The organism is Aeribacillus sp. FSL K6-2848 (assembly GCF_038004325.1).
GTDB classification, from domain to species: Bacteria; Bacillota; Bacilli; order Bacillales; family Aeribacillaceae; genus Aeribacillus; species Aeribacillus composti.
The window spans coordinates 3,848,564-3,866,716 of sequence record NZ_JBBOQQ010000001.1 but is presented as its reverse complement, the minus strand read 5'-3'; the positions used below and the strand labels follow the sequence as shown (position 1 = coordinate 3,866,716).

At 42.8% G+C, this 18,153-nt stretch carries 14 protein-coding genes and 3 riboswitches; all 14 genes read left to right on the top strand.

Annotated elements, in window-relative coordinates:
• Positions 1-91: 91 nt before the first annotated feature.
• The 14 genes from NSS70_RS18540 to purF all read left to right on the top strand — a co-directional run bounded on the left by NSS70_RS18540 (position 92) and on the right by purF (position 18,131).
• Entirely contained in the window at positions 92-808 is a 717-nt protein-coding gene (locus tag NSS70_RS18540; RefSeq protein ID WP_144597442.1) for a 5-formyltetrahydrofolate cyclo-ligase, read from the top strand.
• Between the two features lie 246 nt (positions 809-1,054).
• Positions 1,055-2,008, top strand: coding sequence for an AAA family ATPase (locus tag NSS70_RS18535; protein ID WP_340882228.1), 954 nt, complete (start codon positions 1,055-1,057; stop codon positions 2,006-2,008).
• A gap of 5 nt (positions 2,009-2,013) precedes the next feature.
• A complete protein-coding gene (locus NSS70_RS18530; protein ID WP_340882575.1) occupies positions 2,014-3,216 on the top strand; it encodes a DUF58 domain-containing protein in 1,203 nt (400 codons plus the stop codon).
• Positions 3,216-5,381 carry a DUF4129 domain-containing transglutaminase family protein gene (locus tag NSS70_RS18525; RefSeq protein WP_340882226.1) on the top strand — a complete coding sequence of 722 codons (2,166 nt, stop codon included), beginning with the start codon at positions 3,216-3,218 and terminating at the stop codon, positions 5,379-5,381. Before NSS70_RS18530 ends, NSS70_RS18525 begins: the two co-directional genes overlap by 1 nt.
• 33 nt (positions 5,382-5,414) lie before the next feature.
• Positions 5,415-5,516, top strand: a riboswitch (purine riboswitch).
• Between the two features lie 114 nt (positions 5,517-5,630).
• Positions 5,631-7,151 (top strand): glutamine-hydrolyzing GMP synthase, encoded by a 1,521-nt coding sequence (gene guaA, locus NSS70_RS18520; RefSeq protein WP_063388832.1) that lies wholly within the window; start codon positions 5,631-5,633, stop codon positions 7,149-7,151.
• 38 nt (positions 7,152-7,189) lie between these two features.
• Positions 7,190-7,291, top strand: a riboswitch (purine riboswitch).
• A gap of 137 nt (positions 7,292-7,428) precedes the next feature.
• Positions 7,429-8,754, top strand: coding sequence for an NCS2 family permease (locus tag NSS70_RS18515; RefSeq protein WP_063388831.1), 1,326 nt, complete (start codon positions 7,429-7,431; stop codon positions 8,752-8,754).
• An 824-nt stretch (positions 8,755-9,578) separates the two neighbouring features.
• Positions 9,579-9,680: riboswitch (purine riboswitch) on the top strand.
• A 164-nt stretch (positions 9,681-9,844) separates the two neighbouring features.
• Positions 9,845-10,333 carry a 5-(carboxyamino)imidazole ribonucleotide mutase gene (purE, locus tag NSS70_RS18510; RefSeq protein ID WP_066252098.1) on the top strand — a complete coding sequence of 163 codons (489 nt, stop codon included), beginning with the start codon at positions 9,845-9,847 and terminating at the stop codon, positions 10,331-10,333.
• Positions 10,326-11,447, top strand: coding sequence for a 5-(carboxyamino)imidazole ribonucleotide synthase (gene purK / locus NSS70_RS18505; protein ID WP_186439341.1), 1,122 nt, complete (start codon positions 10,326-10,328; stop codon positions 11,445-11,447). Before purE ends, purK begins: the two co-directional genes overlap by 8 nt.
• Positions 11,448-11,494: 47 nt before the next feature.
• Entirely contained in the window at positions 11,495-12,793 is a 1,299-nt protein-coding gene (gene purB / locus NSS70_RS18500) for an adenylosuccinate lyase (protein ID WP_063388828.1), read from the top strand.
• A 90-nt stretch (positions 12,794-12,883) separates the two neighbouring features.
• Positions 12,884-13,615 carry a phosphoribosylaminoimidazolesuccinocarboxamide synthase gene (purC, locus tag NSS70_RS18495; RefSeq protein WP_094244364.1) on the top strand — a complete coding sequence of 244 codons (732 nt, stop codon included), beginning with the start codon at positions 12,884-12,886 and terminating at the stop codon, positions 13,613-13,615.
• Positions 13,603-13,857, top strand: coding sequence for a phosphoribosylformylglycinamidine synthase subunit PurS (purS, locus tag NSS70_RS18490; protein WP_063388826.1), 255 nt, complete (start codon positions 13,603-13,605; stop codon positions 13,855-13,857). The genes purC and purS overlap by 13 nt, the downstream gene beginning before the upstream one ends.
• Entirely contained in the window at positions 13,854-14,537 is a 684-nt protein-coding gene (gene purQ, locus NSS70_RS18485; RefSeq protein ID WP_340882224.1) for a phosphoribosylformylglycinamidine synthase subunit PurQ, read from the top strand. Before purS ends, purQ begins: the two co-directional genes overlap by 4 nt.
• Positions 14,521-16,737, top strand: coding sequence for a phosphoribosylformylglycinamidine synthase subunit PurL (purL, locus tag NSS70_RS18480; protein ID WP_063388824.1), 2,217 nt, complete (start codon positions 14,521-14,523; stop codon positions 16,735-16,737). Before purQ ends, purL begins: the two co-directional genes overlap by 17 nt.
• The gene (gene purF / locus NSS70_RS18475; RefSeq protein ID WP_063388823.1) at positions 16,722-18,131 is read left to right on the top strand and encodes an amidophosphoribosyltransferase; all 1,410 of its coding nucleotides are present in this window, start codon (positions 16,722-16,724) and stop codon (positions 18,129-18,131) included. Before purL ends, purF begins: the two co-directional genes overlap by 16 nt.
• The last annotated feature ends 22 nt before the right edge of the window (positions 18,132-18,153 follow it).

Here is an 18,153-nt window from a genome sequence, read left to right as displayed (position 1 = left end):
TTCGTTTGTCAATTGGCTGTTTTTACAAAGTTTCACCACTGCTTTTTTATTTGTAAAGGTTAAATCACGGCGCAGGAAGAAGGTTTAGAAGATGGATAAACAGGCCGTCAGGGAAAAAATATGGACTCAGCTTGAAAAAGAGAAGCTTGGACGCTTTCCGTTTCCGCTGAAAAATAGAATTCCAAATTTCAAAGGAGCTGAACAAGCTGCAAAAATTGTTGCTTCGATGCCTGAATATAAATCGGCAAACGTCGTAAAGGTGAACCCTGATGCTCCGCAGCTTCCAATTCGGACGAAAGTGCTAATTGATGGAAAGACTCTTCTTATGCCAACTCCAAGATTAAAATCCGGTTTTATCATGGTGAAGCCTGAATGGGTGCCAAAAGGAGAAGAGAGAAAAGCCGCCAGCTTGAAACATATGAATACGTTCGGAAGGGAGATCTCTCTCGATCAGCTGCCAACTATTGATTTCATCGTGGTTGGATCGGTTGCAGTCCATAGGGACGGGCGCAGAATTGGAAAAGGCGAAGGATATGCTGATCGCGAATATGCCATTATTCGGGAGCTTGGGCAGCCTTCTGTTCCTGTCGTCACGACTGTTCATAGCATTCAGCTGGTAGAAGACGATTTTCCTATTGATCCGTATGATTTGACGGTTGATTGGATTGCTACAGAAAAAGAATTGATCAAAACGAACACTCCTTATTCAAAGCCGGAAGGAATCATTTGGGAACAAGTAAGTGAAGAAGAGAAAGAACAAATGCCTGTTTTAAAAGAAATTTGGGCAATGCTATACAAGCGTTCTTAACGATCATTCCCTTGCATTTACTTTAGCATGACGTCATCCCATTCATTTAGAAGCAGGAAAACTAGGAATACTCCGCATAAAGTTTGTGAAAATTCTCAATTTTCTACCCCTTATTCTTTTCTCAGAAGAAAACGTAACAATGTACAATAAATTTTAAACAGTTTGAAAACGAATCGTTTTTTTCTGCTATTAGGCAATTGTATAATAGAGTTAGAAGTGCAGATATGATGATTGGGAGGCCTATAAATGCAAGGGGAGACGATGCATCCAAAATTAGAAAAAATTGTCGAAAATGTTGAAAAAGTTATTGTAGGAAAGAGTGAACTGGTCATTTTAAGTTTGTCGGCATTGCTTGCTGGAGGGCATGTGCTTCTCGAAGATGTACCCGGAGTTGGAAAAACGATGATGGTGAAGGCATTGGCAAAGTCTGTTGGGGCTGATTTTAAAAGAATTCAGTTTACACCTGATTTACTGCCTTCAGACGTTACTGGAGTATCGATATATAATCCGAAAACGATTGAATTTGAATACCGACCAGGACCGATTATGGCTAATATTATTTTGGCCGATGAAATAAATCGAAGCTCGCCAAAGACCCAATCCGCCTTGCTTGAAGGCATGGAGGAAGGGAGTGTCACCATTGATGGCGTGACAATGCCGCTTGAAAAACCTTTTTTCGTTATGGCGACACAAAATCCGGTTGAGTATGAAGGAACTTATCCGTTGCCGGAGGCTCAATTGGATCGATTTTTGCTAAAACTGAAAATGGACTATCCTTCCGTTACAGAAGAAGTAGAAGTGTTGACAAGAGCTGAAAAAGGACAGCCGCTTGATGAACTAACGTCAGTCATCACCAAAGACGAACTAACGGCACTTCAGGAAGAAATCAAACAAGTATATGTAGATGATACGATTAAACATTATATTGTAGACATCGTAAATAAGACGCGGAACCATGATTCCGTCTATTTAGGAGTCAGTCCCCGTGGTTCTGTTGCACTTATGAAGGCATCTCAGGCGTATGCGTTTATTCATGCCCGAGATTATGTGATCCCCGATGATGTTCAATATTTATCCGTGCATGTCCTGCCCCATCGCATTATTTTGACATCTGAAGCGCGTTATGAAGGGAGAACAGCTGAACAAATCATTGAAGATATTCTTGCCGAAATCCCTGTGCCTGTAGTGAGGTCGCTGTGAAATCAATGAAAAGCTTGCTAAAAGGCACACGGCTGGCGTGGAACCTTGCTTTTTTAATATTGCTCGTGGCGGCTTCCTTTGCATATGCCATGTTTCAAGGAGGATTTGTCAGCTGGTTTTTATTGTATTCATTGCTGCCGTTTGTTGTTTATTCTGTTGCGTTGGCTCTTTATCCGCTGAAGAAGCTGCGAGTTCGGCGCAAATTAAATAAAACGGAATTTCAAGCAGGCGAACCGCTTGTTTGTACTATCGAAATTGAACAGCCGTTTCCCTTCCCTTTTTTCTTTGGAATCGTTGAGGATGTCCTTCCTGAAAAGCTGAAAAATTCGGGATCAGCGAAGATTGTATTGTTTCCTTGGTGGAAAAAACGTTTTTCATTCCAATATTCGTTATCTAATCTTCCGAGGGGATCCCATCATTTTGAAACAGTGCGATTTAAAACAGGAGATTTGTTTGGAATCATTGAAAGAGAAAACATTTATTCGGCAAAAAATAACATTGTGGTCTATCCGCCATTTTTTGAGTTTCAGTACCGTCCCCAACAACTTTCACTTGAAAAGGATGCAGGTTTTGCAAGAACACGATATATAAAAGATGTTTCGATTGTTGCTGGGGTAAGGGAATATGAACCAGGAGACAAATTATCTTGGATAGACTGGAAGGCGACAGCGAGACGCCATTCGATCATGACAAAGGAATTTGAGCAGCTGAATAGCCAACAAATTGTTTGTTTCATCGATCGAACAAAGTCATCGTCATTTGAAGAGCTTATCTCATTTACAGCTTCGTTTTCTAAAGCAGTGCTCAAAAACGGTTCCAAGCTCGGGGTAGTTTCGGTTGGGAAAACGAAGAAAGTTTTTCCTATATCAAATCATGAGCATCATTGGAAGCATATCCTGTATCATTTGGCAGTGGCGGATTGCGACGGTGAGGACGAGTTTATCAACCAGCTTTTAGAGGAATTGAACAAATGGGGACAGCATTCATCTATCATGATTATGACAAGTCATTTACACCCTTCCTTGATTGACAAGCTTCTAGCGTTTCCGAAGCCGCGTCATGTCACAATTTGGCATGTGACAAAAGCGGTTGAAAAGCCGAGAAGAGATCAAGAACTAATAGATAAATTGCGGCGGCATTCGATAACTGTCCGCACTGTTGACGCCGGCATGTTCCGAGATGCAGCGCAAAGGGTGGGAAGCCGATAATGAAACAGCAAATCGTTAACTTTTGTTTATATTTGCTATCGTTTATTTTGCTGTGGGAATGGCTGCGGCCGCTTGAATATTCGACTGATTCTATCTATACCGTTATTTTCGTTATATTTATCGGAATTTCTCTCTTTTTTACATTTATGCAGCTAAAATGGTATATCTCGTATCCAGTTAAATTATGCTATATTTTCTTTTTTATTCATCAGCTGTTTTACAACGGCTCTGTTTTTGAAATAGGATGGATATTAGAATTTATTCATGATCTTCGCTATAACTTAAACTTGATCACCGAAAGGTATTTCGGCGGAATGACTCCTCCATTCCGGACGTTTCTTTTCTTTGTATTATTGTGGCTGCTTGTCTATTTATTAAACTATTGGATTATTCAGAGAAAAAGAATTTTATTATTTTTAATTTTAACTATTACGTATGTGGCAGTATTAGATACGTTTTCGCCATATGATGCAACTTATGCGATTATACGGTTAGCGGTGGTTGGATTTTTTCTTTTAGGTCTTCTTTATTTTGAAAGGATGATTTTTTCGGAGAAAATTCCGTTTAGGTCTATTTTGTATTGGAAATGGATTGTGCCGCTTTTGGCAATGATTGTTGTTTCCGCTGCGATCGGGTGGCTCGCTCCGAAAGCGGCTCCCCAATGGCCAGACCCTTTACCGTATTTTTCGAAGTATAAACAGGACGGAGAAGGGGAGCATTTGTCAAATTCGGTTGTCAAAAAAATCGGTTATGGTACCAATGATGAGCAATTGGGCGGTCCGTTCATTCCAAACGATGCACCTGCTTTTCGGGCGTATGTAGAAAGACAGCATTATTGGCGAGTTGAAACAAAAGATGTTTATACAGGAAAAGGCTGGATGACAAGCGACAGACAATTTTCCATTGCAAATGGATTTATCGGTCCGTATTTAAACTTGACGAGTAGTCAGGTTCAAACGGAACAGCTTGTTTCGACTGTAGAAATTGAGCGCGAATATCCATATCAGCATATTATTTATCCGCTTGGATTGCAGGAAATTTCCAGTGATGCTGATCAATACCGCATCGATCATGTTACGGAGAATATATTCCCAATGTTTAATGAATCGGGGGAACGGCTTTCCAGTTATTCTTTGAAATATTCTTATCCCTTGTTTGAAATTGAAAAATTGCAGGCTGTTCACTCGAATGAAGGTGCTCCAAAAGAATTGGTTGAACGATATACGCAGCTTCCCGTAAGCCTTCCGGAACGCGTGAAAAATCTCGCTGTGGAGATTACAAAAGATAAAAACAACTTTTATGATAAAGCCAAGGCGGTTGAACAGTATTTTTTGAAAGAACCGTTTGTATATGAAACGAATGATGTGGCTGTCCCAGAATTGGATGAAGATTATGTCGATCAGTTTTTATTTGAAACGAAGAAAGGATATTGCGACAATTTTTCAACATCTATGGTTGTTCTTCTTCGGTCTGTCGGAATTCCGGCGCGCTGGGTAAAGGGATATACCCCTGGGCAGTTTGTGGAAACGACAAGCGAAGGATTGGAAGTGTATGAAGTAACTAGCAACAATGCCCATTCGTGGGTAGAGGTTTATTTTTCTGGAATTGGCTGGGTCCCTTTTGAACCGACGATCGGTTTTTCCAATCCGCAGGAATTTGCACATCAATCAAATGAAAATCAACAAGATTCATCCGCTACCGAACAAGAACAAAGTCAGCCGCTTGAGGAAGAAAGTCAAGAACAAATCGATACGGATGATGCTAAGCAGCCAAAGGAATTCCCTTTTTCGCTATCACCAGCTGTTATTGTCTCCATCGGTTTCATCTTGTTTATAGCGGCATGTGTGTTAATACTTTTCAAAACGAGAAATAAATGGATGACCAGTTGGATGACTAGCTTCTATAAATGGAATCATGATGAGAAAGATTTTTTGAAAGCATACAGGCTTTTGCTTAAATCTCTGGAAAGATGTGGCTACAAACGGGAAAACGGGCAAACGTTAAGGGAATATGCAAAACAGATTGATCAAATGTTTGGAACAAATAGTATGTCGCAATTAACTTACATTTATGAGCGGGCGCTGTATCGGGGCGATGATCCAAGCAAGGAATGGGAGCAATCGAAAGAATTATGGGAAGATTTAATCAAAAAAACAACTTCTTGACCGGGTCTTGATCACTTGGTATGATAAGAAAAAATTCATAGCGGGAAGCTCCTTCGTATATCCTCGATAATATGGTTCGAGAGTCTCTACCGGGTTACCGTAAATAACCCGACTATGAAGGCAGAAGTTAGTAGATGTACTAGAATTCTGCCTTTTTTCGGTAGAATTCTATTTTTTTGAAGTCAGATGTGAAACAATATATTGATCCATCAAAATAATGAGGTGAACACGTTGGAGAACATCCAAGACATGATCTTAGTGTTAGATTTCGGCAGCCAATACAATCAATTAATTACGCGCAGAATTCGCGAATTCGGTGTTTACAGCGAGCTTCATCCGCATACGCTGTCGATAGAAGATATCAAAAAAATGAATCCGAAAGGAATTATTTTGTCAGGGGGTCCAAACAGCGTATATGACGAAAAGTCTTTTCGCTGCGACGAGCGGATTTTTGAACTCGGGGTTCCAGTGCTCGGAATTTGCTATGGCATGCAATTAATGACCTATTTGCTCGGGGGAAAAGTGGAGAAGGCGAAGCACCGGGAATATGGGAAAGCAGCTTTACAAGTAAAGGAAAAATCGCCGTTGTTTGAAGGCCTGCCTGATGATCAAATCGTTTGGATGAGTCACGGGGATCTTGTGGCCGATATTCCGAACGGCTTTAAAGTAGACGCCACTAGCCCATCATGTCCATTTGCCGCAATCAGCAATGATGAGCGGAACATGTACGGGGTTCAATTTCATCCCGAAGTGCGCCATACAGAATTTGGAAACGACCTATTGAAAAATTTCGTTTTCCGCATTTGCGGGTGCACAAATTCGTGGACGATGGAAAACTTTATTGAAATGCAAATAGAGAACATCCGCAAAACTGTCGGAAATAAGAAAGTGCTGTGCGCGCTAAGCGGCGGGGTGGACTCATCTGTTGTAGCCGTTTTAATCCATAAAGCGATCGGCAATCAATTAACGTGCATTTTTGTTGACCACGGACTCCTTCGCAAAGGGGAAGCGGAAAGCGTCATGAAGACGTTTAGCGAAGGGTTTAACATGAATGTCATTAAAGTAGATGCAAAAGACCGCTTTTTAGAAAAATTGAAGGGTGTTACTGACCCGGAAAAGAAAAGAAAAATCATCGGCAACGAGTTTATCTATGTTTTTGATGATGAAGCGGCAAAATTGGAGGGCATTGAGTTTCTTGCTCAAGGAACACTTTATACAGACATTATCGAAAGCGGTACGCAGACGGCGCAAACGATCAAATCGCATCACAATGTCGGCGGACTTCCGGAGGATATGAAATTTCAACTGATTGAACCATTGAATACACTCTTTAAAGACGAAGTTCGCGCACTTGGAACAGAGCTTGGTATTCCAGATGAAATCGTTTGGCGGCAGCCGTTCCCGGGACCAGGATTAGCCATTCGGGTTTTAGGAGAAGTAACGGAAGAAAAGCTAGAGATTGTTCGGGAATCCGATGCTATTTTACGAGAAGAAATTAAAAAAGCCGGATTAGAGCGGGACATTTGGCAATATTTCACCGTTTTGCCTAACATCCGCAGCGTAGGTGTGATGGGCGATGCCCGCACGTACGATCATACAATTGGAATCCGTGCTGTCACTTCAATTGACGGCATGACTTCAGATTGGGCTCGTATTCCGTGGGAAGTGCTGGAAGTGATCTCTACGCGGATTGTCAATGAAGTGCCGCACGTGAACCGAGTTGTCTACGATATTACAAGCAAGCCGCCGGCAACAATTGAATGGGAATAAATCTGACCAACTTGTATAAATCGGAATTATCATTTTTATATAATAAATATAAACATTCTCGTATAATTTCGGGAATATGGCCCGAAAGTTTCTACCAAGCTACCGTAAATAGCTTGACTACGAGGTGTTGACGGTTCGATGGCTGAAGGAGGAGAGGATCCTTTTCCTTTCTCACATTGGGCTTTCAGCAACCTCATGGTCAAGCGCATCCTTGGAATGGAGCGCTTATTTTTTTGCTTAAAGTTTTTTATACAGCCAATTGTAGGAGGACTTTATAATGAAAAAATATTTTCAATTTGATGAACTTGGCACTAATTACCGCAGGGAAATTATTGGCGGAATTACAACATTTCTTTCAATGGCCTATATTTTGTTTGTCAATCCAGCAACGCTTTCATTAAGCTCTGTTGCTGATTTTCCCAATGAATTGAGAATGGATCAAGGAGCTGTCTTCACTGCGACCGCGTTGGCTGCAGCCATCGGGACACTCATCATGGGTATTGTGGCACGGTATCCGGTAGCTCTTGCTCCCGGTATGGGATTGAACGCGTTCTTTGCTTTTACTGTCGTTTTGACGTACGGCATCCCTTGGCAAACAGCCCTTTCAGGTGTTCTTGTTTCAGGTCTCTTTCTTGTCTTGCTGACGCTTAGCGGATTGCGGGAAAAAATTATTGATTCCATTCCGCCGGAGCTGAAGCATGCAGTCGGTGCGGGAATCGGATTGTTTATCACATTTATCGGTTTTCAAAATGCAGGCATAATTGTTAATGATGACGCTGTTCTTGTCGGATTGGGAGACTTGCGGAATGGAAATACTCTTCTATCTATTTTTGGATTAACTATTACGATTATTTTAATGGTTCGGCAAGTGAAAGGCGGCGTGTTTTACGGCATGGTGATTACGGCCGTTGTCGGAATGATTTTTGGCCTTGTTCCAAAACCGGATAAAATTATTGGGGAAATTCCGAGCTTGGCTCCGACGTTTGGAGTAGCTTTAGGACATTTAGGAGATATTTTTTCTTTACAAATGCTTGTCGTAATCTTAACGTTTATGTTTGTTGACTTTTTTGATACGGCAGGAACGCTGGTTGCGGTTGCCAATCAAGCAGGGTTATTGAAAAACAATAAACTTCCGCGAATCGGCAGAGCTTTAGTATCTGATTCAATGGGAACAGTTGTCGGAGCGATTTTAGGAACATCTTCAACCACTTCTTATGTAGAATCATCAGCAGGGGTTGCGGCAGGCGCGCGGACAGGTTTTGCTTCCATTATAACGGCAGGATGTTTCCTATTAGCTTTATTTTTCTCGCCGCTATTGAGCGTTATTACATCTTCTGTTACGGCTCCAGCGCTCATTATTGTCGGAGTTTTAATGGTATCATCTTTAGGGCATATAAAATGGGATCAGTTTGAAATTGCTGTTCCGGCGTTTTTAATCTTGATTACAATGCCATTAACGTACAGCATCGCAACCGGTATTGCTATCGGCTTTATTTTCTACCCGATCACGATGCTTCTGAAAGGAAGAGGAAAAGAGATTCATCCGATTTTGTATGGTTTATCTATTGTATTTCTGCTTTATTTCATCTTTCTTGTCAATTAATAAGAAGTCGAAGGATCAGACTGAAATGCTGTCTGATCCTTTTCTTGTGCGCCCGGCATGGGTGTAATCTATAGGGTGAAAGTCCCGAGCTGCGAAGGCAGAAGTAGCAGTTAGCTTAACGCAAGGGTGTCCGTGGTGACGCGGAATCTGAAGGAAGCGAGCGGCAAACTTCCGGTCTGAGGAACACGAACTTCATATGAGGCTAGGTATCACTGGGTGAGTTTGCAAGACAAAACAAAGCCCTTTTTGCCGAAGGTGATACAGAGTAAATGAAGCAGATGGATGGAAGGAAAGATTACACTCTTACCCGGGGAGGTCTGGCTGGCACGCCAAGTAACCTTGGTAACCTATCTAGTGATAGATAGCTGAACAGTCAGAAGTCAGCAGAGGTCATAGTATTAGTTGGTCTAGAACAACTAAGAAGGACCGAACAATTAAGAGAGAATAGCCCTTGGCATTCAGTGAGTCATGATGAACACAGAAAACGTAGTACCTCACTTGAGGGAGGAAGCGGTGAATCCCGTGGGAGATCTCTTGGAGGGTGGAGTGACCACTGGCATAAAGAGAACAGCTATTCACGGAAGTTATAAAGACTTGCGTCAATTATCTTAATTGAACCGCCGTATACGGAACCGTACGTACGGTGGTGTGAGAGGACGGGAGTTAATCGCTCCCTCCTACTCGATTTGTTTCAAAAGGCAGCAAAACGGCACAGATCATGATCAAGGTTCATCAAAATCCGAACATTCGGTGTTTAAAGAAAAATAATGTTCGATTTTATCGTTGACATAATGATTTTTCATTGTTAAGATGGAGTCGAAAACAGCATATGAAAACTAAAACCTCATATAATCTTGGGAATATGGCCCAAAAGTTTCTACCCAACAACCGTAAATTGTTGGACTATGAGGGAAAGTAATCGGCAAGATTTTTCAACTGAGCATACATATTACTTATGCCCGGTTTGTGTTACTTTCCCTTATTGATAGGGAAAATGCAGAAGCGGGCTTTTTTTATGCCTTTCAATTATTGTCAAGATTTTTAACGAAGGTGGCAACCTATTATTAAAAATAAAGAGGGGAGCATCGCCATGAATCCTGTCGTTGGAGTGATAATGGGAAGCACTTCAGATTGGGAAACGATGAAGCATGCCTGTGAAATATTAGATGAGCTGAATATTCCTTATGAAAAAAAGGTTGTTTCTGCCCACCGCACACCTGATTGGATGTTTCAATATGCAAGCACTGCCAGGGATCGCGGAATTCAAGTAATCATTGCAGGCGCAGGCGGAGCAGCACACTTGCCGGGAATGGTTGCAGCGAAAACAACTCTCCCTGTCATCGGAGTTCCGGTTAAAACAAACGCGTTAAACGGACTGGATTCGCTGCTCTCGATCGTGCAAATGCCCGGCGGCGTGCCTGTTGCAACAGTGGCGATAGGAAAAGCGGGCGCGGTGAACGCTGGTCTGTTAGCGGCGCAAATTTTGTCAATCAATGATGCTGATGTTCAGCAAAAGCTTGAACAACGGCGAGAATATATAAGAAAAAACGTCATGGAAAGCAGTGATCAGCTTGTATAAAAAACTTTTGCCTCAAAGTACAATTGGAATCATTGGAGGCGGTCAACTAGGCAAATTTATGGCTATCGCTGCCAAAAATATGGGATATCGTGTGGCGGTGCTTGATCCAACTCCGAATTCTCCATGCGGCCAAGTGAGCGACATGGAAATCACAGCCCGTTACGATGATTTGGATGCAATCAAAGAGCTTGCGAAGGTGAGCGATTGTATAACGTATGAATTTGAAAATATTGATTACGAGGCGTTAACTTGGCTTGAGCAAAACGCCTACTTGCCTCAAGGAAGCAGACTGCTCGCCATTACACAAGATCGCCAGACGGAAAAGGAAGCTGTGGCGAACGCTGGTGTAAAAGTTGCGCCGTATGAAGTCGTTGAATCAGAAGATGATTTTTATCAAGCCGTATCCAACATAGGCATCCCGAGTGTTTTAAAGACATGCCGCGGAGGATATGATGGGAAAGGCCAATTTGTACTAAAGCAAGAAGAAGATATAGAAGAAGCAAAAGCTTTGTTGAAGAACGGACGCTGTGTATTGGAAAAATGGATCGCGTTCGACAAAGAAATTTCGGTTATTGTCACTAGAAGCGTGACAGGTGAAGTCAGCACATTGCCTGTTGCCGAAAACATTCATGTTAACAATATTTTGCACGAAAGCATTGTACCTGCAAGAATTTCTGATTCGTTGAAGGAACAGGCGGAGGAAACAGCAAAAACATTGGCGGCGAAGCTTGGGCTGATTGGAACGCTGGCAGTTGAAATGTTTGTGGCAAACGATGAAATTTATATAAATGAGCTCGCCCCCCGGCCTCATAATTCAGGTCATTATTCATTAAATTTATGTGAAACATCGCAGTTTGAACAGCATATTCGCGCGATTTGCGGATTGCCTCTCGGAAACACGAAGCTCATTCATCAAGGAATTATGGTGAATATACTGGGCCAGCATCTAGAGCCTGTGTTGAAAAACGAAGAGCTGCTGAAAAAAGGGAAATTATTTTTATATGGAAAAGCGGAGGCAAAAATCAACAGAAAAATGGGACATATTACGTTCTTCAGTGATGAAATTGAGGAACTATTGACATATATCGAATCCACTCAAATTTGGAATGTTTGACAAGCTATTCATAAACAAGACGGAGAGATCAATAGGAGGTTGCAGGAATGATTGAACGATACACACGTCCTGAAATGGGCGCGATTTGGACGGAAGAAAACCGCTTTAAAGCTTGGCTTGAAGTGGAGATTTTAGCATGTGAAGCGTGGGCGGAGCTTGGTGTGATCCCGAAGGAAGATGTAAAAAAACTGCGTGAACGTGCTTCATTTGATGTGAACCGAATTAAGCAAATTGAAGAGGAAACAAGGCACGACGTAGTGGCGTTTACCCGTGCTGTATCAGAAACGCTTGGCGACGAACGAAAATGGGTGCATTACGGATTGACCTCCACTGATGTCGTGGATACCGCTTTATCTTATTTGCTAAAGCAAGCGAACGAAATTTTACAAAAAGACTTGGAAAATTTCATCGCTATTTTAAGAGATAAAGCGTTGGAGCATAAATACACCGTCATGATGGGGCGTACGCACGGGGTGCATGCAGAACCGACAACGTTTGGTTTGAAATTGGCGCTATGGTATGAAGAAATGAAGCGAAATCTAGAGCGGTTCAAACGCGCAAGAGAAGAGATTGAAGTCGGCAAAATTTCCGGAGCAGTCGGCACTTATGCCAACATTGATCCGTTTGTGGAGCAGTATGTGTGTGAAAAACTCGGTTTAAAGCCGGCGCCGATTTCGACGCAAACATTGCAGCGTGATCGACATGCCGAGTACATGGCTACGCTTGCTTTAATTGCTACATCGATTGAAAAGTTTGCAGTTGAGATTCGCGGCTTGCAAAAGAGCGAAACTCGCGAGGTGGAGGAGTTTTTTGCCAAAGGACAGAAAGGTTCATCTGCGATGCCGCATAAGCGCAATCCGATCGGATCGGAAAACATGACAGGAATGGCAAGGGTCATTCGCGGAATGATGCTGACGGCTTACGAAAATGTTCCATTGTGGCATGAGCGCGACATCTCTCATTCTTCGGCAGAGCGCATCATTTTGCCAGATGCTACGATCGCGTTGAACTACATGTTAAATCGATTTGGCAATATTGTGAAAAACTTGACGGTCTTCCCTGAAAATATGAAGCGCAATATGGAGAAAACGCTGGGATTGATCTACTCACAGCGGGTTTTGCTTGCGCTGATCAATAAAGGTATGACACGTGAAGAAGCATACGATTTAGTTCAGCCGAAAGCGATGGAAGCGTGGGAGCGCCAAGTTCCGTTTAGAGAGCTGATCGAAGCGGAAAAACAAATTACAACAAAGCTTTCGAAAGAAGAAATCGATGACTGCTTCGATTACAATTACCATTTGAAAAATGTGGATTACATTTTTAAACGCTGTGGGTTAGAACAGTAGATGTCCAAATGGGGCTCGGCAAATCGCAAAAACTGCCCTGCCCCTTGACATAAAATGAAAGGCCAATATTCCGCATTAGGAGGCATGATCATGACCGTTCAAAAGCGCTCATTGCTGTACGAAGGAAAAGCGAAAAAAATTTATGAAACAGACGATCCCAACATTTTTCTTGTTTATTATAAAGATTCCGCTACCGCGTTTAATGGGGAGAAAAAAGCTGAGATTGTAGGCAAAGGACAGCTAAACAATGAAATTTCAAGTTTGCTGTTTGAAAAGTTAAATGAACACGGCATTCCGACCCACTTTGTTCAAAAAATTTCGTCAAATGAACAGCTTGTCAAACGGGTGACAATCATTCCGATTGAAGTAGTTGTACGAAATATTGTGGCAGGAAGCTTGTCCAAAAGATTGGGCATTGCCGAAGGAACTGAGATTAAAAAGCCGATCATTGAGTTCTACTATAAAAATGATGACCTGGGAGACCCTTTAATTAACAGTTTCCATATTGAACTACTAGAGCTTGCGGATAAAGAGCAGCTGGATGAAATAAAAACATTAGCTTTCAAAGTAAACGATATTTTATTGAAGCATTTTCATGAAAGAAACGTGAGACTAGTAGATTTTAAGCTTGAATTTGGCTTGCTAAACGACGGAACGCTTGTTGTTGCAGATGAAATTTCCCCTGATACGTGCCGACTTTGGGACAAACATACAAATGAAAAGCTTGATAAAGATGTGTTCCGCCGGGATATCGGCAATTTGACGGATGCTTATAAAGAAATTTTAAAACGTTTAGGAGGTACAGTTCCATGTACAGAGTAAAAGTATATGTTACATTGCGTGAAAGTGTGCTTGATCCTCAAGGAAATGCGGTGAAAAATGCTTTACATTCAATGAATTTCAACGAAGTGGAAGATGTTCGGATCGGGAAGTACATGGAGCTAGCAATCGGAAAAACGGATCGAAATGTCGAAGAGATTGTAGACGAAATGTGTAAAAAGCTTTTAGCAAATCCTGTGATTGAAGACTACCGTTATGAAATAGAGGAGGTAGCCGTCAAGTGAAATTTGCCGTGATCGTTTTTCCGGGTTCCAATTGTGACGTTGACATGTACCATGCCATTAAAGACGAACTGGGAGAGGAAGTCGAATACGTTTGGCATGACGCTCAAGATTTAAGTGGCTTCGATGGCATTCTCCTTCCTGGCGGCTTCTCATACGGCGATTATTTGCGCAGCGGAGCCATTGCCCGTTTTGCCAATGTTATGAAGGAAGTTGTGAAAGCTGCAGATGAAGGGAAGCCTGTACTTGGCGTTTGCAATGGGTTTCAGATTTTGCTTGAGGCTGGTCTTCTTCCGGGTGCCATGAGACGGAACGAGAAGCTGAAATTTATTTGCCGCCCTGTGAAATTAAAGGTGGAAAACAACGAAACGATGTTTTCGAACAAATATGATAAGGGCGAGATTATCACCATTCCGATTGCACATGGGGAAGGAAATTATTATTGTGATGAAAAAACTCTTGAAGAGTTAATCACAAACAAGCAAATTGTTTTTACGTATCAAGATAATCCGAACGGAAGCTTAAATAACATTGCAGGCATCGTAAATAAACGCGGCAATGTCCTTGGAATGATGCCGCATCCGGAACGGGCAGTCAGCGAACTTTTAGGAAATACAGACGGGTTGAAATTGTTTCAATCGATTGTAAGAAGTTGGAGGGAAGCTCATGTCACAAATTCTTGAACCAAGTCCAGAAATGATAAAAAATGACAAAATTTATAAGCAAATGGGAGTTAGTGATGAGGAGTTTGCCCTCATTGAAAAAATATTAGGACGATTGCCGAATTACACGGAAATTGGAATTTTTTCTGTTATGTGGTCAGAGCATTGCAGCTACAAAAATTCAAAACCTGTATTAAAAAAGTTTCCAACAAAAGGAGAACGTGTGCTGCAAGGACCTGGTGAAGGAGCAGGGATTGTTGATATCGGCGACAATCAAGCCGTCGTCTTTAAAATAGAAAGCCATAACCACCCTTCTGCAATTGAACCGTATCAAGGTGCAGCAACAGGAGTCGGAGGCATTATTCGCGATGTTTTCTCGATGGGAGCCAGACCAATCGCTCTCCTTAACTCTCTTCGCTTTGGGGAACTTACAAGCCCGCGTGTCAAATATTTGTTTGAAGAAGTTGTCGCTGGCATTGCCGGATACGGTAACTGTATCGGAATTCCAACAGTTGGAGGAGAAGTACAGTTTGACGCTTCCTATGAAGGAAATCCGCTGGTCAATGCGATGTGTGTCGGACTCATAAACCATGAAGATATCAAAAAAGGTCAAGCAACTGGTGTCGGCAATACAGTGATGTACGTCGGAGCCAAAACCGGAAGAGACGGCATTCACGGTGCTACATTTGCTTCCGAAGAATTGTCGGAAGCTTCCGAAGAAAAGCGTCCGGCTGTTCAAGTTGGAGATCCTTTCATGGAAAAACTGCTTTTGGAAGCTTGCCTTGAAGTAATCAAATCTGATGCACTTGTCGGCATTCAAGATATGGGGGCAGCGGGGCTTACAAGCTCATCGGCAGAAATGGCGAGCAAGGCGGGCTCAGGAATTGAAATGAACTTGGATCTTGTTCCTCAGCGGGAAGCAGGAATGACTCCTTATGAGATGATGTTATCCGAATCGCAAGAAAGAATGCTTCTCGTAATTAAAAAAGGGCGGGAGCAGGAAATCATTGATTTGTTTAAAAAATATGATTTGGAGGCTGCACCGATTGGTAAAGTTACAGATGACAAGATGCTGCGCCTTATTCATAAAGGAGAAATCGTTGCGGAAATTCCTGTTGATGCGCTTGCGGAAGATGCGCCTGTTTACTATAAACCGTCTAAAGAACCTGAATATTATCGCCAGTTTCAAAGCATGCCGCCCTATGTTCCAAAAGTTGACGATTACAAAGAAACCCTTCTTGCATTGCTGAAACAGCCAACGATAGCCAGCAAGGAGTGGGTATATGACCAATACGATTATATGGTGCGGACGAACACTGTCGTGGCGCCCGGTTCTGATGCGGCTGTCCTTAGAATCAGAGGGACGAAAAAAGCTTTGGCGATGACAACCGATTGCAACTCACGCTATTTATATTTAGATCCAGAAGTCGGCGGAAAAATTGCAGTTAGTGAAGCAGCAAGAAACATCGTATGTTCAGGAGCGGTGCCGCTCGCTATTACAGACTGTTTAAACTTCGGCAGCCCGGAGAAACCGGAGATTTTTTGGCAGCTTGAAAAAGCGGTGGACGGCATGAGCGAAGCGTGCTTAGCTTTAAATACACCTGTCATTGGCGGAAATGTTTCCTTGTACAATGAAACGAACGGAACAGCTATTTATCCAACTCCGGTTGTCGGGATGGTCGGACTTATTGAAGATACAGATCATATTACAACGCAATCATTTAAAGAGGCGGGCAGCATCGTTTATTTGCTCGGTGAGACAAAACCGGAATTTTCCGGAAGTGAATTGCAAAAAATGCTTGAAGGCAAGATCTTTGGCAAAGCGCCGGAAATTGATCTGGAAGAAGAGAAGCAACGTTTAGATCAGCTGTTAGCTGCCATTCGCGAAGGGCTTGTCCAGTCGGCTCATGACGTTGCCGAAGGAGGCCTGGCCGTTGCGCTAAGTGAATGCTTAATCGGAACGGGTCTTGGAGCGGAAATTACGATCAACGGTGATGCATTGGCAGGGCTGTTCAGCGAATCCCAGTCCCGCATCGTCGTTTCCGTAAAACCGGAAAACAAAGAGGCGTTTGAAAAGATTGTTCAAGCTGAAGCTATCGGAACGGTCACAAACAGCGGAATTCTTAAAATTGTCAACGGCAATGGAGAAACATTGATTCAAGCATCAGTGGAAGAGTTAGAACAAGCTTGGAAAGGAGCTATCCCATGCTTGCTGAAATAAAGGGGCTAAATGAAGAATGCGGTGTATTCGGCATATGGGGTCATAAGGACGCTGCTCAAATCACTTATTACGGTCTGCACAGCCTTCAGCATCGCGGACAAGAGGGGGCAGGGATTGTCGTAACAGACGGCGAAAAACTGACAGGGTTTAAAGGGGAAGGACTTGTCACAGAAGTGTTTGCCAATGGGGTAGACAATTTAAAAGGAACAGGAGCTATTGGCCATGTTCGCTATGCGACGGCTGGAGGAGGCGGTTATGAAAACGTCCAGCCGTTCCTTTTTCGATCGGAGCAAGGCGGTCTCGCATTAGCTCACAACGGAAATTTAGTGAATGCTTCCGGATTGAAGCATCAGCTTGAAAATCAAGGAAGCATCTTTCAAACAACGTCAGATACAGAAGTTCTTGCTCATTTAATTAAAAGAAGCGGCTATTTAGAGCTAAAAGATAAAGTGAAAAACGCGCTTACGATGATTAAAGGGGCATACGCCTTTTTAATCATGACGGAAACAGAGCTGATGATTGCCCTTGATCCGAACGGACTCCGTCCTTTATCTATCGGACGTCTAGGTGATGCATATGTTGTCGCTTCGGAAACCTGCGCTTTTGATGCTGTTGGAGCTCAGCTAGAAAGGGACGTTGAGCCTGGCGAGCTTATCATCATCAATGGTGAAGGACTGAAAAGCGAACGTTTTTCCAAAACGATTAACCGTGCGATTTGTACGATGGAATACGTTTATTTTTCACGCCCTGACAGCAATGTGGAAGGAATAAATGTTCATACTGCAAGAAAAAATCTCGGCAAACGGCTTGCGATAGAAGCGCCTGTAGAGGCGGACGTAGTGACTGGAGTTCCGGATTCCAGCATATCTGCGGCGATCGGCTATGCCGAGGCATCCGGTATACCGTACGAGCTCGGTTTAATTAAAAACCGATATGTCGGCCGTACGTTTATTCAGCCGTCCCAATCATTGCGGGAGCAAGGAGTGAAAATGAAGCTTTCCCCTGTCCGCGGGGTAGTGGAAGGCAAACGGGTTGTCATGGTGGATGACTCAATCGTAAGAGGAACGACATCGAAGCGTATTGTCAAGATGCTGCGGGAAGCAGGGGCAACGGAAGTGCATGTCCGCATCAGTTCACCGCCGATTGCCAACCCTTGCTATTACGGTATTGACACCTCCACTCATGAGGAGCTGATCGCTTCTTCTCATACTGTAGAAGAAATTCGCAGCATCATTGGCGCCGATAGTCTTGCTTTCTTAAGCACAGAAGGGATGCTGGATGCGATCGGAAGGAAATATGAAGGTGAATTTCGCGGGCAATGTATGGCATGTTTTACAGGAAAATATCCGACAGACATTTATGAAGATACGATTCTTCCTCATGAGAAAGGCTAATATGACAGACCGAAGGAGGATA

What these genes read in the sequence shown, in the direction of transcription:
- NSS70_RS18540 (WP_144597442.1), top strand. Translation starts at nt 92, where the DNA reads ATGGATAAACAGGCCGTCAGGGAAAAAATATGGACTCAGCTTGAAAAA.
- NSS70_RS18535 (WP_340882228.1), top strand. Translation starts at nt 1,055, where the DNA reads ATGCAAGGGGAGACGATGCATCCAAAATTAGAAAAAATTGTCGAAAAT.
- NSS70_RS18530 (WP_340882575.1), top strand. Translation starts at nt 2,014, where the DNA reads ATGAAAAGCTTGCTAAAAGGCACACGGCTGGCGTGGAACCTTGCTTTT.
- NSS70_RS18525 (WP_340882226.1), top strand. Translation starts at nt 3,216, where the DNA reads ATGAAACAGCAAATCGTTAACTTTTGTTTATATTTGCTATCGTTTATT.
- guaA (WP_063388832.1), top strand. Translation starts at nt 5,631, where the DNA reads ATGATCTTAGTGTTAGATTTCGGCAGCCAATACAATCAATTAATTACG.
- NSS70_RS18515 (WP_063388831.1), top strand. Translation starts at nt 7,429, where the DNA reads ATGAAAAAATATTTTCAATTTGATGAACTTGGCACTAATTACCGCAGG.
- purE (WP_066252098.1), top strand. Translation starts at nt 9,845, where the DNA reads ATGAATCCTGTCGTTGGAGTGATAATGGGAAGCACTTCAGATTGGGAA.
- purB (WP_063388828.1), top strand. Translation starts at nt 11,495, where the DNA reads ATGATTGAACGATACACACGTCCTGAAATGGGCGCGATTTGGACGGAA.
- purC (WP_094244364.1), top strand. Translation starts at nt 12,884, where the DNA reads ATGACCGTTCAAAAGCGCTCATTGCTGTACGAAGGAAAAGCGAAAAAA.
- purS (WP_063388826.1), top strand. Translation starts at nt 13,603, where the DNA reads ATGTACAGAGTAAAAGTATATGTTACATTGCGTGAAAGTGTGCTTGAT.
- purL (WP_063388824.1), top strand. Translation starts at nt 14,521, where the DNA reads ATGTCACAAATTCTTGAACCAAGTCCAGAAATGATAAAAAATGACAAA.
- purF (WP_063388823.1), top strand. Translation starts at nt 16,722, where the DNA reads ATGCTTGCTGAAATAAAGGGGCTAAATGAAGAATGCGGTGTATTCGGC.